Annotated in this window: 17 protein-coding genes; 9 read left to right on the forward strand and 8 right to left on the reverse strand. The window is 67.5% G+C overall.

Going from position 1 to position 15,704, the window contains the following annotated elements; genetic code table 11:
* Positions 1-7: 7 nt before the first annotated feature.
* The 4 genes from ABD301_RS14170 (at position 8) to pknB (ending at position 6,365) form a co-directional block, all read left to right on the forward strand.
* Positions 8-1,441 (forward strand): FtsW/RodA/SpoVE family cell cycle protein, encoded by a 1,434-nt coding sequence (locus ABD301_RS14170; protein ID WP_344310550.1) that lies wholly within the window; start codon positions 8-10, stop codon positions 1,439-1,441.
* Positions 1,438-2,895, forward strand: a complete 1,458-nt coding sequence (locus ABD301_RS14175) for a peptidoglycan D,D-transpeptidase FtsI family protein (protein WP_344310552.1) — start codon at positions 1,438-1,440, stop codon at positions 2,893-2,895. The genes ABD301_RS14170 and ABD301_RS14175 overlap by 4 nt, the downstream gene beginning before the upstream one ends.
* On the forward strand, positions 2,895-4,457 hold the full coding sequence (locus tag ABD301_RS14180) for a serine/threonine-protein kinase (RefSeq protein ID WP_344310554.1): 1,563 nt from the start codon (positions 2,895-2,897) through the stop codon (positions 4,455-4,457). Before ABD301_RS14175 ends, ABD301_RS14180 begins: the two co-directional genes overlap by 1 nt.
* A 135-nt stretch (positions 4,458-4,592) precedes the next feature.
* Positions 4,593-6,365 (forward strand): Stk1 family PASTA domain-containing Ser/Thr kinase, encoded by a 1,773-nt coding sequence (pknB, locus tag ABD301_RS14185; RefSeq protein ID WP_344310556.1) that lies wholly within the window; start codon positions 4,593-4,595, stop codon positions 6,363-6,365.
* A gap of 204 nt (positions 6,366-6,569) precedes the next feature.
* Here pknB and ABD301_RS14190 read toward each other — a convergent pair whose 3' ends face one another.
* From ABD301_RS14190 to ABD301_RS14200, 3 genes are read right to left on the reverse strand one after another with little or no spacing between them, the layout of a single operon-like run.
* Complete coding sequence (locus tag ABD301_RS14190) at positions 6,570-6,725, reverse strand: hypothetical protein (protein ID WP_344310558.1); 156 nt, start codon at positions 6,723-6,725, stop codon at positions 6,570-6,572.
* A gap of 5 nt (positions 6,726-6,730) precedes the next feature.
* Positions 6,731-7,477: a class E sortase gene (locus ABD301_RS14195; protein ID WP_163568222.1), complete on the reverse strand. Its 747-nt coding sequence runs from the start codon at positions 7,475-7,477 to the stop codon at positions 6,731-6,733.
* Positions 7,474-8,337 (reverse strand): DUF881 domain-containing protein, encoded by an 864-nt coding sequence (locus ABD301_RS14200; protein ID WP_344310560.1) that lies wholly within the window; start codon positions 8,335-8,337, stop codon positions 7,474-7,476. Before ABD301_RS14200 ends, ABD301_RS14195 begins: the two co-directional genes overlap by 4 nt.
* Positions 8,338-8,403: 66 nt before the next feature.
* On the opposite strand from ABD301_RS14200, the gene ABD301_RS14205 reads away from it, so the two are divergent.
* A complete protein-coding gene (locus ABD301_RS14205; RefSeq protein ID WP_163568221.1) occupies positions 8,404-8,673 on the forward strand; it encodes a cell division protein CrgA in 270 nt (89 codons plus the stop codon).
* A gap of 48 nt (positions 8,674-8,721) precedes the next feature.
* Positions 8,722-9,171, forward strand: coding sequence for a PH domain-containing protein (locus tag ABD301_RS14210; RefSeq protein WP_279580154.1), 450 nt, complete (start codon positions 8,722-8,724; stop codon positions 9,169-9,171).
* Positions 9,172-9,231: 60 nt separating this feature from the next.
* Here the strand turns inward: ABD301_RS14210 and ABD301_RS14215 are convergent, their stop codons facing one another.
* Together ABD301_RS14215 and ABD301_RS14220 are read right to left on the reverse strand one after the other, a co-directional pair.
* Positions 9,232-10,140: a rhomboid family intramembrane serine protease gene (locus ABD301_RS14215; protein ID WP_344310564.1), complete on the reverse strand. Its 909-nt coding sequence runs from the start codon at positions 10,138-10,140 to the stop codon at positions 9,232-9,234.
* 19 nt (positions 10,141-10,159) lie between these two features.
* The gene (locus tag ABD301_RS14220; RefSeq protein ID WP_344310566.1) at positions 10,160-10,702 is read right to left on the reverse strand and encodes a peptidylprolyl isomerase; all 543 of its coding nucleotides are present in this window, start codon (positions 10,700-10,702) and stop codon (positions 10,160-10,162) included.
* Positions 10,703-10,945: 243 nt separating this feature from the next.
* Here ABD301_RS14220 and ABD301_RS14225 point away from each other — a divergent pair, with 243 nt between their 5' ends.
* Positions 10,946-11,650 (forward strand): hypothetical protein, encoded by a 705-nt coding sequence (locus ABD301_RS14225; protein WP_344310568.1) that lies wholly within the window; start codon positions 10,946-10,948, stop codon positions 11,648-11,650.
* Positions 11,651-11,707: 57 nt separating this feature from the next.
* On the opposite strand, the gene corA is transcribed toward ABD301_RS14225, so the two are convergent.
* Positions 11,708-12,781 carry a magnesium/cobalt transporter CorA gene (gene corA, locus ABD301_RS14230; RefSeq protein WP_425551946.1) on the reverse strand — a complete coding sequence of 358 codons (1,074 nt, stop codon included), beginning with the start codon at positions 12,779-12,781 and terminating at the stop codon, positions 11,708-11,710.
* A gap of 168 nt (positions 12,782-12,949) precedes the next feature.
* Between corA and ABD301_RS14235 the strand changes: the two genes are divergently transcribed.
* Positions 12,950-13,624, forward strand: a complete 675-nt coding sequence (locus ABD301_RS14235; protein WP_344310572.1) for an MBL fold metallo-hydrolase — start codon at positions 12,950-12,952, stop codon at positions 13,622-13,624.
* On the opposite strand, the gene ABD301_RS14240 is transcribed toward ABD301_RS14235, so the two are convergent.
* Entirely contained in the window at positions 13,573-14,193 is a 621-nt protein-coding gene (locus tag ABD301_RS14240; protein WP_344310574.1) for a putative glycolipid-binding domain-containing protein, read from the reverse strand. The two genes, ABD301_RS14235 and ABD301_RS14240, sit on opposite strands and share 52 nt — an antisense overlap.
* 91 nt (positions 14,194-14,284) lie before the next feature.
* Between ABD301_RS14240 and ABD301_RS14245 the strand changes: the two genes are divergently transcribed.
* A complete protein-coding gene (locus tag ABD301_RS14245) occupies positions 14,285-14,800 on the forward strand; it encodes a CGNR zinc finger domain-containing protein (protein WP_163568215.1) in 516 nt (171 codons plus the stop codon).
* A gap of 47 nt (positions 14,801-14,847) precedes the next feature.
* Here ABD301_RS14245 and ABD301_RS14250 read toward each other — a convergent pair whose 3' ends face one another.
* Complete coding sequence (locus tag ABD301_RS14250) at positions 14,848-15,438, reverse strand: C40 family peptidase (RefSeq protein WP_344310576.1); 591 nt, start codon at positions 15,436-15,438, stop codon at positions 14,848-14,850.
* Positions 15,439-15,704: the final 266 nt, after the last annotated feature.

Raw genomic sequence — 15,704 nt, forward strand, 5'->3', positions numbered from 1 at the left:
GCTTGCGATGAGTACGACCACCGCGTCCGCACCGACCGCCCGCCCGGCCGGTCGACGGCAGCCCACCCGGCGCAACGCCGAGCTGTTGCTGCTGCTCGTGGCGATGGCGATCGTGCTGATGGTGTCCGCGTCCATCCAGGCGGCACTTCAGGGCACCATCAACCTGAACTGCGTTTACATCCCGGCGGCGCTGACCGCGGTCTTCCTGATCGCGCACGTGGTCGTGCGGTTTTTCGCCTCGTACGCGGACCCGATCATCCTTCCGTGTGTCGCGCTGCTGAACGGCATCGGCGTGATCTTCATCCAGCGGCTCGGGCTGGTCTCGGCCACCGGCAGCGGCACGCTGCCGGAGACGTACGGCGGCCAGGGCCTGCGGCAAGTCATCTGGACACTGGTCGGGATCACCGCGTTTTGCGTGGTCCTGCTGTTCATTCGGGACCACCGGGTGCTCTCCCGGTATTCGTACACGCTGGGCATCGGCGGCCTGCTGTTCGTGATCCTGCCCGCGGTGCTGCCGTCCCGGATCAGCGACCCGAACAACAACGGCGCGAAGATCTGGCTCGCACTGCCCGGCGTCGGGCAGATCCAGCCCGGTGAGTTCGGCAAGCTGGCGCTGATGGTCTTCTTCGCGTCATATCTGGTCAGCAAGCGGGACGTGCTGTCACTGGCGAGCAAGCGGTTCGTCGGCATCGACCTGCCCCGCGGCCGCGACCTCGGCCCGGTGGTGACCGCCTGGCTGGTCTCGCTGCTGGTGTTGATGTTCGAGCGGGACCTGGGCACCTCGCTGCTCTACTTCGGCATTTTCATCACGATGCTCTACATCGCCACCGAGCGGACCAGTTGGCTGCTGATCGGCCTGGTCATGTTCATCGGCGGGTCGGTCTTCGCGTGGTCCGTGGTGGCTCGCGTTCAACTGCGAGTGGACATCTGGCTGCACCCGTTCGCGGACGCCGCCGGCACCGGCTACCAACTGGTCCAGTCACTGTTCGCACTGGGCAGCGGCGGCCTGTTCGGCACCGGGCCTGGAGCCGGTCATCCGGCCATCGTGCCGGTCGCCTCCAGCGACTTCATCACCACCACGTTGGGCGAGGAGGTCGGACTCTTCGGTCTGACCGGGATTCTGATGCTCTACGCGATCATCAGCCTGCGCGGCATGCGGACCGCCCTGGACGTACGGGACTCGTTCGGCAAGCTGCTCGCCGGCGGCATGGCCTTCTCGATCGGCCTGCAGGTCTTCGTCATCATCGGCGGGGTCTCCGACCTCATCCCGCTGACCGGCGTGACCACCCCATGGCTCTCGTACGGCGGCTCGTCCCTGCTGGCCAGCTGGATCCTGGTGGCCATCCTGCTACGCATCTCGGACACCGGCCGGCGGCCGGCCGTGACGGCCGCGCCCGCGGTGCAACTGCAAAGCGCACCGACGGAGGTGGTCCGGCTGTGAACGCTCCCATCCGCCGGGTGGCGGTGTCAGTGATGGTCCTGTTCGCCCTGCTGTTCATCAACCTGAACTACGTCCAGTTCATCAAGGCCGGGGCATACCGTACGGACCCGCGGAACCCGCGCACGCTGATCCAGGACTTCAACCGCAAGCGCGGCCAGATCGTGAACGCGGACGGGCAGGCGATCGCGTCGGTCCAGCAGACCTCCGGCAAGTTGAAGTACTTGCGGACGTACCCGGCCGGCCCGCTCTACGCGGCCGTCACCGGCTACGACTCGGTGAGCTACGGCAAGACCGGCCTGGAGGCGGATCAGGACCCGATCCTGTCTGGCGACTCCGACCAGTTGTTCGTCCGGCGGCTGTCGGACCTGGTCACCGGGCGGCAGCCGCAGGGCGGCAACGTGATCGTGACCGTCAAGCAGAAGGTGCAGCAGGCCGCCTTCGACGGGCTGGCCGCGCAGTCCCAGTTCCGCGGCGCGGTCGTCGCGCTGGACCCGCGGACCGGCGCGATCCTGGCCGAGACCTCCAGCCCGTCATTCGACCCGAACCAGCTCTCCACTCACGACTCCGCATCCGAGAAGAGCGCCTTCACCCGGCTCAACAGCGACGAAACCAACTCACCGCTGCTGAACAAGGCGCTCAAGGAGAGCTACCCACCCGGGTCGACGTTCAAGACGATCGTCTCGGCGGCCGCCCTCGCTAACGGCTTCAACCCGCAAACCAAGGTCCCGGCCGGTCTGCAGTACGTCGCGCCCGGCACTAGCACGCCGATCAAGAACGACGACGGAACGGCCTGCACCGGCGACCCGACCACGCTGCTCGACGCTCTGAGAGTTTCCTGTAACACTGCGTATGCGCATCTTGGGGTAACTTTAGGTACGGACAAAATACGCAAACAGGCCAACGCGTTTGGCTTTGACGCCGATATCTCCAATGATTCGATCCATGCGGCACAGAGCAAGCTCGGCGCGATCGTGGACCAGCCCTCGTTGGCACAGTCCTCGATCGGTCAGCGGGACGTCCGCATGACGCCGCTGCAGGGTGCCATGATTGCCGGCGCGGTGGCTAACAACGGCACCGAGATGAAGCCGTACCTGGTCAGTGACGTGCAGGGCCCGGACCTGTTGTCGCTGGGCAAGACCAGCCCGTCGCAGTACGGCCAGCCGATGACCCCTGCGGTCGCACAGCAGCTGCAGCAGATGATGCAGTCGGTGGTAAGTGACGGCACCGGCAAGAAGGCGCAGATCTCCGGGGTGACGGTCGGCGGCAAGACCGGCACGGCACAGAACGGCGACGGCAAGCAAGACACAGTGTGGTTCATCGGATACGCGATCGACGGCGGCAAGCCAGTGGCGGCGGTAGCCGTCGTGCTGGACCAGGCCGGCGGGTCAAGTTCGGTCCCGACTGCGATCGGCGGCAAGGTTCTCCAAGCCGCTGTTGAGGCTGCGAGGCAGTGATGAATGTGACCATGGGTGCGTTACTGGGTGGCCGTTACCGGCTGGACTCGCGGATTGCCGTTGGCGGCATGGGCGAGGTCTGGCGGGGACACGACGAGGTGCTGGGCCGCTCGGTCGCACTGAAGATCATGCACGCCCAGCTCTCCACCGATCCGGGCTTCGTCGACCGGTTCCGGGCCGAGGCGCGGAACACCGCGCGGCTGCACCACCCCGGCATAGCCGCCGTGTACGACTACGGCGAGACCTCGGTTGAGGGTGGCCCCCCACAGGCGTATCTGGTGATGCAGCTGGTCGACGGCGAACCGCTGTCCGACCTGCTGGCCCGGGTCGGCAAGCTGCCGGTGGACACCACTCTCGAGCTGATCGCGCAGACCGCCGAGGCGCTGCAGGCCGCGCACCGGGCCGGAGTCATCCACCGGGACGTGAAGCCGGCCAACCTGATGGTCCAGCACGACCCGGCCACCGGCGCAAACACCATCGTGGTGACCGACTTCGGCATCGCTCGTACGGTCGAGTCCAGCCACATCACATCCTCCGGTCAGGTCTTCGGTACGGCCGCGTACCTGCCGCCCGAACAGGCCGCTGGCAAGCGCGCCACTCCGGCCAGCGACCAGTACTCGCTCGGCGTGGTGGCGTACCTGTGCCTGTCCGGCCGCCGGCCGTTCACCGACGAGAACCCCACCCGGGTGGCGCTCGCGCACTTGCGGGACAAGCCGCCGGCACTGCCGTCGGACATCCCACCGGCGGCTCGGGCGCTGGTCACCCGGGCGATGGCCAAGGAGCCAGGCTCCCGGTTCGCCTCGATGGACGTGCTGTCCAGCGCGGCCCGGGCGGCCATGTCCGGGGTCGTCACGTCGTCCGGCAAGGCGCCGACCCCGCGGATCCCAAAGCCGGGCCGCGGCACGGTCGTACTGGCCTCCCCGACGGTGGCCAACGCGGCCGCGCTGGGCACCACCATCCGGCAACGCAGGGGCGGTCGCCGTACGGGTGCGTGGGCGATCGGCATCGCCGCCGCCTTCGCGCTGGTCCTGTTGGTCGGCGCCGGCTACGCGATCACGATGCACAACGTGAACCCGCAGGTGGTGAACTCGCAGAGCAAGGTGACCGGCAACCCGAACGGGAACGGCTCGGACACCGCGCCGCAGGGCGCCGGCACGGGCAGTGCCCCGGCCAGCCCGTCCGCCAAGGTCTCCTCACCCACCGGCCAGGCGCCGGCCGCGGGCCACTCGGTCGGCCCGGTCGTCCAGCCACCCTCCCAGCCCGGCGTGCCCGGTGGCGGCCACGCCGGCTCCGCGCCGCCGCAGCCCATCGTGCTGAACCCCGCCGACTATGTGGGCAAGCCGTGCGCGCAGGCGGAGAGCCAGATTCGCGCCAAGGGCCTGGCCACCCAGGAGGTCCTGAACGACAACCCGAACGGCACTCCGGGCACTGTCAACTCGGTCACGCCTACCCAGGCGATGCGCGGCCAGACAGTGACGGTCTACTGCCAGAAGGCGGCCCCACCGCCACCGACCAGCGCCCCACCGGCGTCTCCGACGCCGCCGGCTACGACGAATTCGTAGGAACTGTAGAGAGGTCAGGAAGAACGCAGATGTCCGTGCCAGCCAGGCGGCGTTCCACGCCCCGCGCCGGTGAACCAGACCAGCGGGGAGCCGTCTGCTGTCAGCCGGCAGATGAGATCCTTTCGGGGCAGTGGCATGACTGAGGCACGTCTGCTCGGCGGTCGTTACCAGCTCGGAGAGATTCTCGGCTACGGCGGCATGGCCGAGGTGCACCGCGGCAACGACCAGCGGCTGGGCCGTGACGTGGCGGTCAAGGTGCTGCGCGCGGACCTGGCCCGCGACCAGGGCTTTCAGGCCCGGTTCCGGCGAGAGGCGCAGAACGCCGCTTCGCTGAACCACCCGTCAATCGTGGCGGTCTACGACACCGGCGAGGAGACCAGCGCCGACGGCGTCCCGCTGCCGTTCATCGTCATGGAGTACGTCGAGGGCCGCACCCTTAAGGAAGTGCTCGCCGACGAGGGCCGCCTGCAGCCAGAGCGGGCCATGGAGATCACCGCCGACGTGTGCTCGGCGCTGGACTTCAGCCACCGCAACGGCATCGTGCACCGGGACATCAAGCCGGCCAACGTGATGCTGACGACCACCGGCGCGGTCAAGGTGATGGACTTCGGCATCGCCCGCGCGGTGGCCGGCGGCACGTCCACGATGACCCAGACGTCGGCGGTCATCGGTACGGCCCAGTACCTGTCGCCCGAGCAGGCCCGCGGCGAGACCGTGGACGCCCGGTCGGACGTTTACTCCACCGGCTGTCTGCTCTACGAGCTGCTGGTCGGGCATCCGCCGTTCACCGGTGACAGCCCGGTCGCGGTGGCGTACCAGCACGTACGGGAGAACCCGATCCCGCCGGGCCAGCTCAACCCGGACGTCACGCCGGACGTGGACGCGATCGTGCTGAAGGCGATGGCGAAGAACCCGGCGAACCGCTACCAGTCTGGCGCCGAGATGCGGTCGGACCTGCTCCGGGCCGCCGCTGGCCGGCCGGTGTCGGCAACCCCGGTGATGAGCGACGACGAGCGTACGCAGCTGATCAGCGCGCCGCCGCTCCAGCAGCAACACCATCGCCGGGTCGAGCCGGAGGAGGAGCACCGGCGCCGCCGTGGGCTGATCATCACCGGTGTGGTCTTCGCGGTGATCATCGTTTTCGCGGTCGCGGCGCTGGCCACCACCTTCCTGCTCAGCGGCTCGACTGTAGAGGTGCCGAGCGTGGTGGGACAGCCGAAGGCGCAGGCCGTCTCGACCATGAGCCAGGCCGGCTTCACCAACTGCGACACACCGACCGCCGCGGACCCCGCGGTCCCCGCCGGCAACGTGACGAAGCAGAGCCCGGACGGCAAATCCCAGGCGAAAAAGGGCGCGAGCTGCAGCCTGACCATCAGCACCGGCCCGGCCCCGGTCACCGTTCAGGACTTCACGGGGCAGCCGGTGACGGCCCTGCAGACGTGGGCAACCGGCAAGGGTGTGCATGTGGTGCAGACCGCGGACAACGCCTCGAACGCCACCGCCGGAACGATCACCTCGCAGGACCCCAAGACCGGCACGATCCCGGCTGGCGGCACCATCAACGTCAAGGTCGCCGGTGGCCTGATCCCGGTGCCGGACGTGGTGGGCAGCGCCCTCGTGGACGCTCGCAGCCAGCTCACCCAAGCCGGTTTCAAGGTGAGCGTGAGTTACAAGAACACCGACGACCAGTCCAAGGACAACACGGTCGCCAGCCAGACGCCGGACGGCAACTCCAACGCGGCCAAGAACACCACAGTCAAGTTGGTCGTCTGGCGCCACCAGCAAGTGACGCCCAGCCCCACGACCAGCTCCGGCACTCTCGTCGGCGGCCCCGGTGGTGGCACCACGACCAACCCGACCCCACCGACCACCACGACCGCCGGCGGCACGGGTACGAACACCAACTGATCGCCCGCAGGACAGTGGCCCATCGAGCGCGGACAGCGCCCGGTGGGCCACTGTCGTACGCCGCCAAGGTCGGTGGGTCCGTCGTACGGCAGGAAGCCCCTGAAAGCTGTCTGAGGCCGGTTTACGCACTTGCCCGCACGCGCCACAGCAGACGGAAAAGGGCCCCTCGCGCTGGCGAAGGGCCCCTGACCGACTGCGGGTGGCTCAGTTGACCGTCACGTCTCCGAACGGCAACAGCGGCTCCAGCAGTGGGAAGACCACGAGCCACAGTAACGCGATCGCGACCGCGAGCAGCACGATGGTGCCGATGATCTTGCCGGGCAGGCCGCCGGGCAGAACGCGCCAGATCCAGGTGTACACGGCGATCAGCTCCCGGTGATCTCGGGCGGCTGGCCGGCGGAGGTCGGCTGGGTGCTGGCCAACACCCCGTGGATGATCAGCCGCTGGTAGTTGTCCCACTTCGGGTTGCAGGTGGTCAGGGTGATCATCTTCTGAGTCGGCGTGGCACCTGGGTGGTGCGGCACCGGGTCGACCACCGACACCTCGTGCGGGCTGACGATCTCGGTCAGGCTGACCTTGTAGATGAACCAGTCCGTACGGGTCTGGACGACGATCTCGTCACCGTTCTTGAGCTGGTCAAGGTCGTAGAAAATGGCCTTGATCCGGTGACCGGCGACCGCGAAGTTGCCGACCTGGCCGGGCAGCTGGGATTTCGGGTAGTGGCCCGGCGCCAGCCTGATGTCGTGCGGGGTGACACCCTCCACCACGACCCAGTCCTTCTGCAGCCGGGGGATGTAGATCCGGGCGAGGCCCTGGCCGGGAATCGGGGTGCTCGCGGCCGCGCCGGTCTGGTGGCTCCACTGCTGGTTGAGCTGCGAGTTCAGGGTGTCCTTGTTCCCATCGACCTGCAGCTCCTTGCCATAGACCTCGTACCCGGCGAAGAGCATCACCACCAGGCCGAGGGTGATCAACGTCTGGCCGAACCCGCGGATGATCGCCCGCACGATGGTGCCCAGGCTCGCCGAGGCGGCCGCGTGGCTGCCGCCCTGTTGGTTCGTATGACTGCTATATGGACTTCCCCCGAGCGCAGCTGAGCTGCGATACACGGTCATTTCGTTCCTCCGGTCAGCGGCAAAGACACCTGGCCGATATAACCCGGCACCTTGAGATCGGTCTGGCTGGTGACCCGGTAGCCCAGACCGAAGTCCCTGGCCGCCTGGGTGAAGGCGAGCACCGCTGGAGCGCTGTTCAGCGCCGCCCGCATGCTCTCCGGTGGCCCGATCGCGGAGATCACGAACGGCGGTGAGTACGTACGACCGTACAGAAGCAGGACGTTGCCGACGCAACGCACTGCCCCGGTGGAGATCAACCGCTGCCCCATGACGCTGACCGCTTCGGCTCCGCCAGCCCACAATGCGTTGACCACCGCCTGCACGTCCTGCTGGTGGACGACCACGTCATTGACGGTGGCGCCGGGCGGCAACTGGCCGTCCGCGGTGTGCGGCGCGTCGTTCAGGCTGACGGTGAGGCCAGGTCCGGCCAACGCCGTCAGCCCGGCTGGCTGCTCCAGCCCGCCGGACTGTGACTGGGCCGCCGCGATCCGGCCGTCGGTGTGCGCGCGAGTGGCGGTGGACTGCTGGATCTGCCGGCGCAGCTCGCGGGCGGTGGCTTCCTGTGAAGTGACGGTGGCGTTGCGCGAGTTGATGAGTTGCTGCAGTTGCAGCTGGCGGCCGGACCGCAGGTCAGTGCCGTTGGCGGTCTCGGCGCTGGCCGCAAACAACATGCCGCCGCCGATCATCACCACCGGCACCACCACCGACCAGCGGGCCTGCCGGCGCCGCTCGGCCTTGCGGTCAGCGCTGCGAGTCCGCCCCGATGGCGCACCCGAGGACGCCGATTTAGGGTCGATTTGGCCCCGTTCGGCCCCAGGCTGAGATGACCCAGATGTGTTGTTAACACCACCTGCGGACACGTTGCCTCCTCATCGGCGCGAGATGTTGTCTACGCTAGCTGGCGAGGATCGCCTGAGGAGAATCCAGTGCCCAAGTCTCGTGTTCGTAAGAAGAAGGTCTACACCCCGCCGACGGAGTCACGTCCGTCAGCGATGGCGCGGGCCCGAAAGCGCCGGCCCAGCTCGCGGTGGGTGCCGATCACCGCGTTGACGCTGATCGCAGTGGGGATCGCCTGGTTGGTGACGTATTACATGTCCCAGGGCAGCTACCCGGTGGCGGCCTGGTCGTACTGGAACCTGGCGGCCGGTTTCGGCCTGTTGGTGGTGTCTCTGGGTGTCCTCACCCAGTGGCGCTGAGCAGCGGAAACACAGCTTTGTAGTTTTCCCCAGGAGTTATCCACAACTGTGGATGAGGACGGTGTGGACAACGTGCCCGAGGGTCTGACCACCCGGTGGAGGGTGCCGGTCCGTTTCACCGTCCTCAAGGCTGCCCTGACGGTGGTCTTCGTGGCGGCCGGGGTGCTGCTGACCGGCGGCGACCGGGCCGCCCTCGCGCTGGTGGTGATCGGTACGGTCGCGTTGGCCGCCTTCACGCTGCGGGATCTGCTCGCCCCGGTCCGGCTCTCCGCAAGCCCCGAGGGCGTCCGGGTGGTCACCGGCTTCTGTGGTCACCGCGAGCTGCCATGGTCGGCGGTCGAGCGGGTACGGGTGGACGTGCGCAAGCGTCTTGGCCTGCGGACCGAACTGCTCGAGATCGACACCGGCGAGACACTGCACCTGTTCAGCGCCAGCGAGCTCGGCGCGGACTGCACCGCGGTGGCCGAGCGGCTCAGCTCGCTGCGAACCGGTCGCTAAAAACACTTCAGGGCCTCCTCCCGCGTACGGGAGAAGGCCCTGATCTGTGCTGCCGTCAGCCTAGAAAATGCTGGAGGCGAGGGTTTTGCCGGCCACCAGGACGAAGAGCAGGATCGCGACCGCGACCATGGTGCCGACCTGCACCGGCAGTCTCATGGGTCCACGCGGCGCGTACGCCAGCCCGATTCCGAGCAGCGCGCCGGAGGCCATGCCGCCCAGGTGTCCCAGGATCGAGATCCCCGGCACGAAGAATGTGATCCCCAGGTTGATCACGATCATCCCGACCAGGCCGCCGAGGTTCGCCTTCAGCTTGCGGAAGAAGAAGAACATCGCGGCCAGCAGGCCGAACAGCGACGCGGACGCGCCGGCACTGCTGACGTTCTGGAACAGGTAGACCAGCGTGCCGCCACCAATACCGGTCAGTAGGTAGAGGACCAGGAACCGCCAGCGGCCCAGCAGCCGCTCGCACTCCCGGCCGAACAGGAACAACGCGTACATGTTCACGGCCAGGTGCAGGATGCCGATATGCACGAAGTCGGAGGTCAGCAACCGCCAGAACTGGCCGGTGTCAATCCCCCCGAACTGGCCGTTGTTCGCAGCACCCGCCAGGTAGTCCAGGTCCGGCCCGCCGCCGAAACCGGCGATCTGGATCAGCTGCTGCACCGACGCACCGGCCGCGGCCGACCAGATCAGGTTCGCCACGTACACGCCGATGTTGAGCGCGATCAACACATAGGTGACCGTGCCGCGCTCCCCGCTGAGCGACCCACCGAAGACAGTCTGGCCTGATCGGACGGTCCGGCTGCCCTCTCGTACGCAGTCGGGGCACTGAAAGCCGACCGAGGCGGCGTTCATGCAGTCCGGGCAGATGGGCTTGTTACACCGGATGCACCGGATATGGGTCTCCCGCGACGGGTGCCGATAGCACATCGGCGGCGACGAGAGACCCGACGGCGGCTGCATCGTCATGGGAGCGCCAATCGCAGGGTCAAGACGAGACCCGCTCGATGACGACCGACTCCAGGACCTGCTCGGTGGCCGGCCGGTCGCCGCCGCCGGTACGAGTGGTGGCGATCGCGTCCACGACCTTGCGGCTGTCGTCGTCCACGACCTCGCCGAAGATGGTGTGCTTGCGGTTCAGGTGCGGGGTTGGGCCGACCGTGATGAAGAACTGCGAGCCATTCGTGCCGCGGCCGCCCTGGATGCCAGCGTTCGCCATCGCCAGCAGATACGGCCGGTCGAAGACCAGGTCGGGGTGCGGCTCGTCGTCGAACTGGTAGCCCGGGCCGCCGATGCCCTGGCCCAGCGGGTCACCGCCCTGGATCATGAAGCCGGCGATCACCCGGTGAAAGACCGTTCCGTCGTACAGCTTGCGGTTCGTCTTCTGCTTGGTCGCCGGGTCGGTCCATTCCCGGGTGCCCTCCGCCAGCTCGACGAAGTTGCGCACGGTCTTGGGTGCGTGGTCTGGGAACAGCCGGAGCCTGATCTGACCCGATGTGGTGGTCAGGGTTGCGTAGAGTTCCTCGGCCAACGGTCTGCTCTCCTTGGGTTGAGTGAGTGTCGGACGCTGGCCGCGGTTGGGATTGGACCGCCCGATGCGGTCTCACCACTTGGACAACCTGGCACATCGCCAACTGATTACATTCTTCCACCCGGCCCGGCCAGCCCCGATGCGGCCCATGACCAGGCCACTGCCCCGTGTGGTGGCGCTGCTTGACTGGGTGGAAGATGGAGAATAGGACAGCCAGCGATCCGGCACCGAGGGGAGCAACGGATGGCTTTCGGTAGGAAGGCGACCGCGAGCAAGGACGAGATAGTGGCCGAGTTGGGCGAAGGCCTGGACCACTTGCGTACGGCGGCGGGCACCGCGACCGAGGTGGCCCGAGACGCCATCGCACCCAAGGTGGAGCAGGCCCGCGACGCGGTGCTGCCGACGGTAGAGAAGGCGCTCGCCGGGCTCGCCCCGATCGTCGAAGCGGCTTTGGAGGCCAGCGGTGACGCCCGCAAGGCGGGCAAGAAGGCCGGCAAGAAGCTGGAGAAGCAAACCCGCGGCGCCCGCAAGGACGCCAAGCTCGCGGTGGCCGAGGGCAAGCGCCGGGCAAAGGACGCCACCCTCGCGCTGCGCTCCGGCAAGCCGCGCCGCCGCTGGCCACTGGTGATCGGCGCGCTCGCGGTGGGCGCCGCGGTGGGTGCGGCCGCCGGCCTGCTGGCCCGGCGGACCGAGGAACCGCGCTGGGAAGACTACGACGCACCCTCGACCGACCCGGTCGGTACGCGGGTCGCCGACGTGCCGACGGCAGCGGCCCAGAAGCCTGTCGACGCACCCTCTGAGACCCCAGTCGCGAAGCCGGCCGCCGCGAAACCCACCCCGAACGGGACTCCCACTCCGAACGGCAGCCCGGCCGCCACCGGTTCGGCGAAGACCGCCGCGAAAACGCCGCGGTCCACGACCCGTACCAACGGCAGCACACCCAAGTAACTGGCCCGAAAGGGCGGCCGACCTACCTGGGGCGGCCGCCCTAACGGCTGTGCGGCCTCACAGCCAACCGCTGCGCCGGAACATCCGGTAGAGCAGCAAGCACACACCCGCCATCACCAACAGGATGGCCGGATAACCGTACGCCCACCGAAGTTCGGGCATGTGGTCGAAGTTCATACCGTAAATACCGGCGAGCATTGTTGGTACGGCGGCGATCGCCACCCAGGCGGAAATCTTGCGCATGTCGTTGTTCTGCTGAACCCCGATTTGCGCCAGGTCGGCCTGCAACGCGGAATTGAGCAGGTCGTCGAAGCCGAGCTGCATTTCGGTCACTTGCCGGACGTGGTCGGCGATGTCCCGGATATAGCGGCGAATTTCCAGCGGCACCCCGCCGACCTGGCCCGAATGCAGCGCCTCCAGCGGCCTGGCCAGCGGAATCACCGCGCGTTTGAACTCGATCACCTCGCGCTTGAGGTTGTAAATCCGTCGGACATCGGTGGCACCGGACGAAAACACGTCCGCCTCAATCTCGTCGATGTCGTCCTCGATCGCCTCGGCGACCTCCACATACCGGTCCACGATGTTGTCGCAGACCGCGTGGAAAACCGCCCATGGCCCCTGTTTCAACAGGTCCTCATGACTGTTGTCGAGGTCGGCCCGTACACCGGAGAGATGGCACGCGTCGCCATGCCGGACGGTGAGCACGAAATGCTTGCCGATAAACAACATCACGTCACCGGTCTCAACCACCTCACTGGTCGCGGTGAGCGCCGGATGCTCCACATAGCGGGCGGTTTTGAGCACGACGAACATGGTTTCGCCATAACGCTCCAGTTTTGGCCGCTGGTGCGCGACCACCGCGTCCTCAACGGCCAGCGGGTGCAGGCCGAAAACCTCTGCCAGTTCGTCCATATGCGCCTCGGTCGGCTCTTTCAATCCGAGCCAGACAAACGAGTTGTGGTGTTTTTCGGCTTCCCGCAAGGCTTCGCGGTAGTCCACAGTGCCCGGTTCGCGGACGCCCTCAATGTAGAGACCACAGTCGATAATCGGCAGCTCGGCCGATTCTTTCGGCTCGGTGCCGTGGTGATGGCCCGCGTTCGTACGCGGCAGCACCCTGCTGATGGCGCGCACCGGCACCCGCAGCGTGTGGGCGACGCTGCGACGGCGCGGACGCGTTGCCCTTGCGTTGCCAGTGGGTTTGGGCTCCGCCATGGCGCTCACCTCACATTCAGCTGTCGGCTTACGGCCGCGTTCAGGTTACGCCGCCGAGATGGCGACGCCAGGTCGCATCATGGCTGGGTGAGCCGCATCCGGAGGGTGACCCTGGGCGAGTACGTACGGCCGCCGATCGAGGTCGACGGTGTCCACTCGCGCACCGAACCGGTCTTGGGCTACCTGGTCGATCACCGCGATGGTCTGCTCCTGTTCGACACCGGCATCGGTGCGGTCGATCCGGAGACCGAGGCGCACTATCAGCCACGCCGGCGCCCACTCGGGCAAGCGCTGGCAGCGGCCGGTGCGACCAAGGACGACATCGCGCTGGTCGTCAACTGCCACCTGCACTTCGACCACTGCGGCGGCAACCCGGCGCTGGCCGGGCGGCCGATCCTGGTCCAACGGGCCGAGCTGAACACGGCCCGGACCAGCGGCTACACGATCCCGGAGCTGGTGGATTTCACCGGTGTCACGTACACCGAGCTGGACGGCGAGGCCGAACTGGGAGACGGGGTGTGGCTGCTGCCGACGCCCGGGCGCTCGCCCGGCCACCAGTCGCTGGTCGTACGACAGGCCGACGGCACGGTCGTGCTGGCAGGTCAGGCGCACGATTCGGCCGCCAGTTTCGGCCGCCAAGTCGGCGACGGCGGTGGTTCACCGTGGCTGGACCGGTTGCTCGCCCTCGATCCGGCCCGGGTGCTGTTCGCTCATGACGCCTCGGTGTGGACACCGTCGATGCGTACGCCCAACCCGGGATAGTCGATCACCAAGCCATCCCGGTCAAGGCGCAGGGAGGCCTGGAAGGTTCCGCTGCGAAAGTCGGCGTAGGCACCGCCGTCCGGAGCCGGGCCGCGGGTGACGTACGTCTGTGGTGAGACATGGACAGCGAGGTCCGGCACCGAAATCCACGCCATCGTGAAGTCCGCGGAGGTACCCGGCCCGGCCGCCACCAGGTCGTGTCGAAGCACCGGCATGGTGTTGGTCAGCGGGCAGAACGCCAGGTCACAGTCCAGCGCGCCGGCCAGCCCTGCCGGATCCAGAACACCGGCCGGGCCGAGGTGATCGTCCCGCTCCCCGGCCACCGTTGCCGTCCACCGGCCGTCGCCGTCCCGGCGAAGGTCGAGGGAACGCCACCAGCGGCGGGCCTCGACCCGTACCCGGATGCGGTCCGTAACCCAACTCGCGACGGTCTCCAGCTCGTACGACAGCGCGTAGTCCGCGGTAAGGCTCGTCCCGCGCGCTGACATCCGGCCGTCGCCGAACAAGACCGCGGCCGCGTCGATCCGGTCCGGGTCCACCCCGTGCCACACCACTAGCTGACCTGCCATAACCGCCTCCTCGTTACCGGCTAATCTCTTTACTGGTGAACAGCGAGTGTGTCGGGCAGATGTTCACCAGTCAAGAGTTATGCTGGTGAACATGGCAGAGGAAGCCGCGCCTGGCGGGCTCGAGGTGGTGAGGACGTTCCTCAACAGCTGGGTGATTCCGAACGACACGCGGGAAGCCGAGGACCAGCTGGAGACCGTCGACTGGGCGGCCACCTATCCGGATCTCGCGCCGCCGACCGACTTTCCCGAGCTGCGCGCTTTACGGGACGATTTGCGCGCAGCACTTGGCCAGAGCCATCCGGTGAGCCTCACCGACCAGCTGGCCCGGCACCGGCTCGTACCGATGCTGGCGCCGGCCGGCTCCGCGCGACCCGTCGAACTGGTGGCCGCCGCACCGACGGCCAGTGGTCAGCTGCTCGCGCGAGTGATCACCGCGATTGCCGATGGCCGATGGCGCCGGCTGCGAGCCTGCCCGGACTGCCGGTGGGTTTTCTATGACACGTCCCGAAACGGCAGCCGCACGTGGTGCGCGATGACCGCCGGCGGACCGTTCGGACGGGGTTGCGGCAGCATCGCGAAGACGCGCGCTTACCGCGCCAGGCACTGAAAAAGGAGCCGCCGGGAAATTCCGGCGACCCCTTTTGGTGGTACGTCTTACGGAAGCGGCCGCTTGGACGCGTAAAGATCCCCGTGCCCGGCATAAGAGGTGGACACGTGGATCAGGGTCCCGGACTCCAGCGCTTCCACGATGTATCCGCCGCCGAGCGCGATGGCGACATGGTGGATATTGCCCGCCGACGAGCCGTAGAACAGGTAGTCCCCGGCCCGGACATTCGCCGGAGCGATGTTCGGGAAGCCGCGATTGGTCAGGATGCTGTACTGCCCGGCCGCGGTCGCTCCCAGCAGGTCACTGCCGGTGGCCGCCCAATACGCCCAGCGCGAGAAACCCGAGCAGTCGAAACCCTTTACATGGCAATCGTTGGGGGCACCATTGCTTGGGTCGCAGATGCCGTATGTCTCGCCCGGCCCGGAACCAGCGTGCCCGCCGCCCCACGAGTACGGGACGCCGATTTTCGTACAGGCATTGTTGACCAGATTCACCGCGGCAGCCGAGGCGCCGCCCTCTTGTACGCCACAGGCCGGCATCGCGGATGCGGCGGTGGTCGTGCCGCCGATCAGCAGAACCGAGAAGGCCACCGTTGCCACCGCCAGAATCGCCGCACCGAAAATCCGAGGTCTGCGCATTTTTCCTTCTCCTCTCGGAAAACGCGCGGAGCCGTGATGGACCCGCACGAAAACACGCGGTGCCTACGAAAGGGCGCGGTGCCCTTTCGTACGTACCGACCGATTACTCCGCCTTTGGGCCCGAACGGGAGGCTACGAGGGATCCTGTGAGAAAGCAATGAAATCTCGCGCGCAGGTCGATTTTCGCGCCAGTTGACGGTCCCGCCTACCCAGTGAAGCGCGGCCGGCCGCCAGCTCCGTGCGACACCACACGCCCAGCAAAATTC

Origin of the sequence: Fodinicola feengrottensis, assembly GCF_039530045.1 — a bacterium.
Taxonomy (GTDB): domain Bacteria; phylum Actinomycetota; class Actinomycetes; order Mycobacteriales; family HKI-0501; genus Fodinicola; species Fodinicola feengrottensis.

Excerpts from the sequence above, each read along its gene's own strand:
- ABD301_RS14170 (WP_344310550.1), top strand. The coding sequence starts at position 8 with ATGAGTACGACCACCGCGTCCGCACCGACCGCCCGCCCGGCCGGTCGA.
- ABD301_RS14180 (WP_344310554.1), top strand. The coding sequence starts at position 2,895 with ATGAATGTGACCATGGGTGCGTTACTGGGTGGCCGTTACCGGCTGGAC.
- pknB (WP_344310556.1), top strand. The coding sequence starts at position 4,593 with ATGACTGAGGCACGTCTGCTCGGCGGTCGTTACCAGCTCGGAGAGATT.
- ABD301_RS14195 (WP_163568222.1), bottom strand. The coding sequence starts at position 7,477 with ATGACCGTGTATCGCAGCTCAGCTGCGCTCGGGGGAAGTCCATATAGC.
- ABD301_RS14215 (WP_344310564.1), bottom strand. The coding sequence starts at position 10,140 with ATGACGATGCAGCCGCCGTCGGGTCTCTCGTCGCCGCCGATGTGCTAT.
- ABD301_RS14225 (WP_344310568.1), top strand. The coding sequence starts at position 10,946 with ATGGCTTTCGGTAGGAAGGCGACCGCGAGCAAGGACGAGATAGTGGCC.
- ABD301_RS14240 (WP_344310574.1), bottom strand. The coding sequence starts at position 14,193 with ATGGCAGGTCAGCTAGTGGTGTGGCACGGGGTGGACCCGGACCGGATC.
- ABD301_RS14245 (WP_163568215.1), top strand. The coding sequence starts at position 14,285 with ATGGCAGAGGAAGCCGCGCCTGGCGGGCTCGAGGTGGTGAGGACGTTC.
- ABD301_RS14250 (WP_344310576.1), bottom strand. The coding sequence starts at position 15,438 with ATGCGCAGACCTCGGATTTTCGGTGCGGCGATTCTGGCGGTGGCAACG.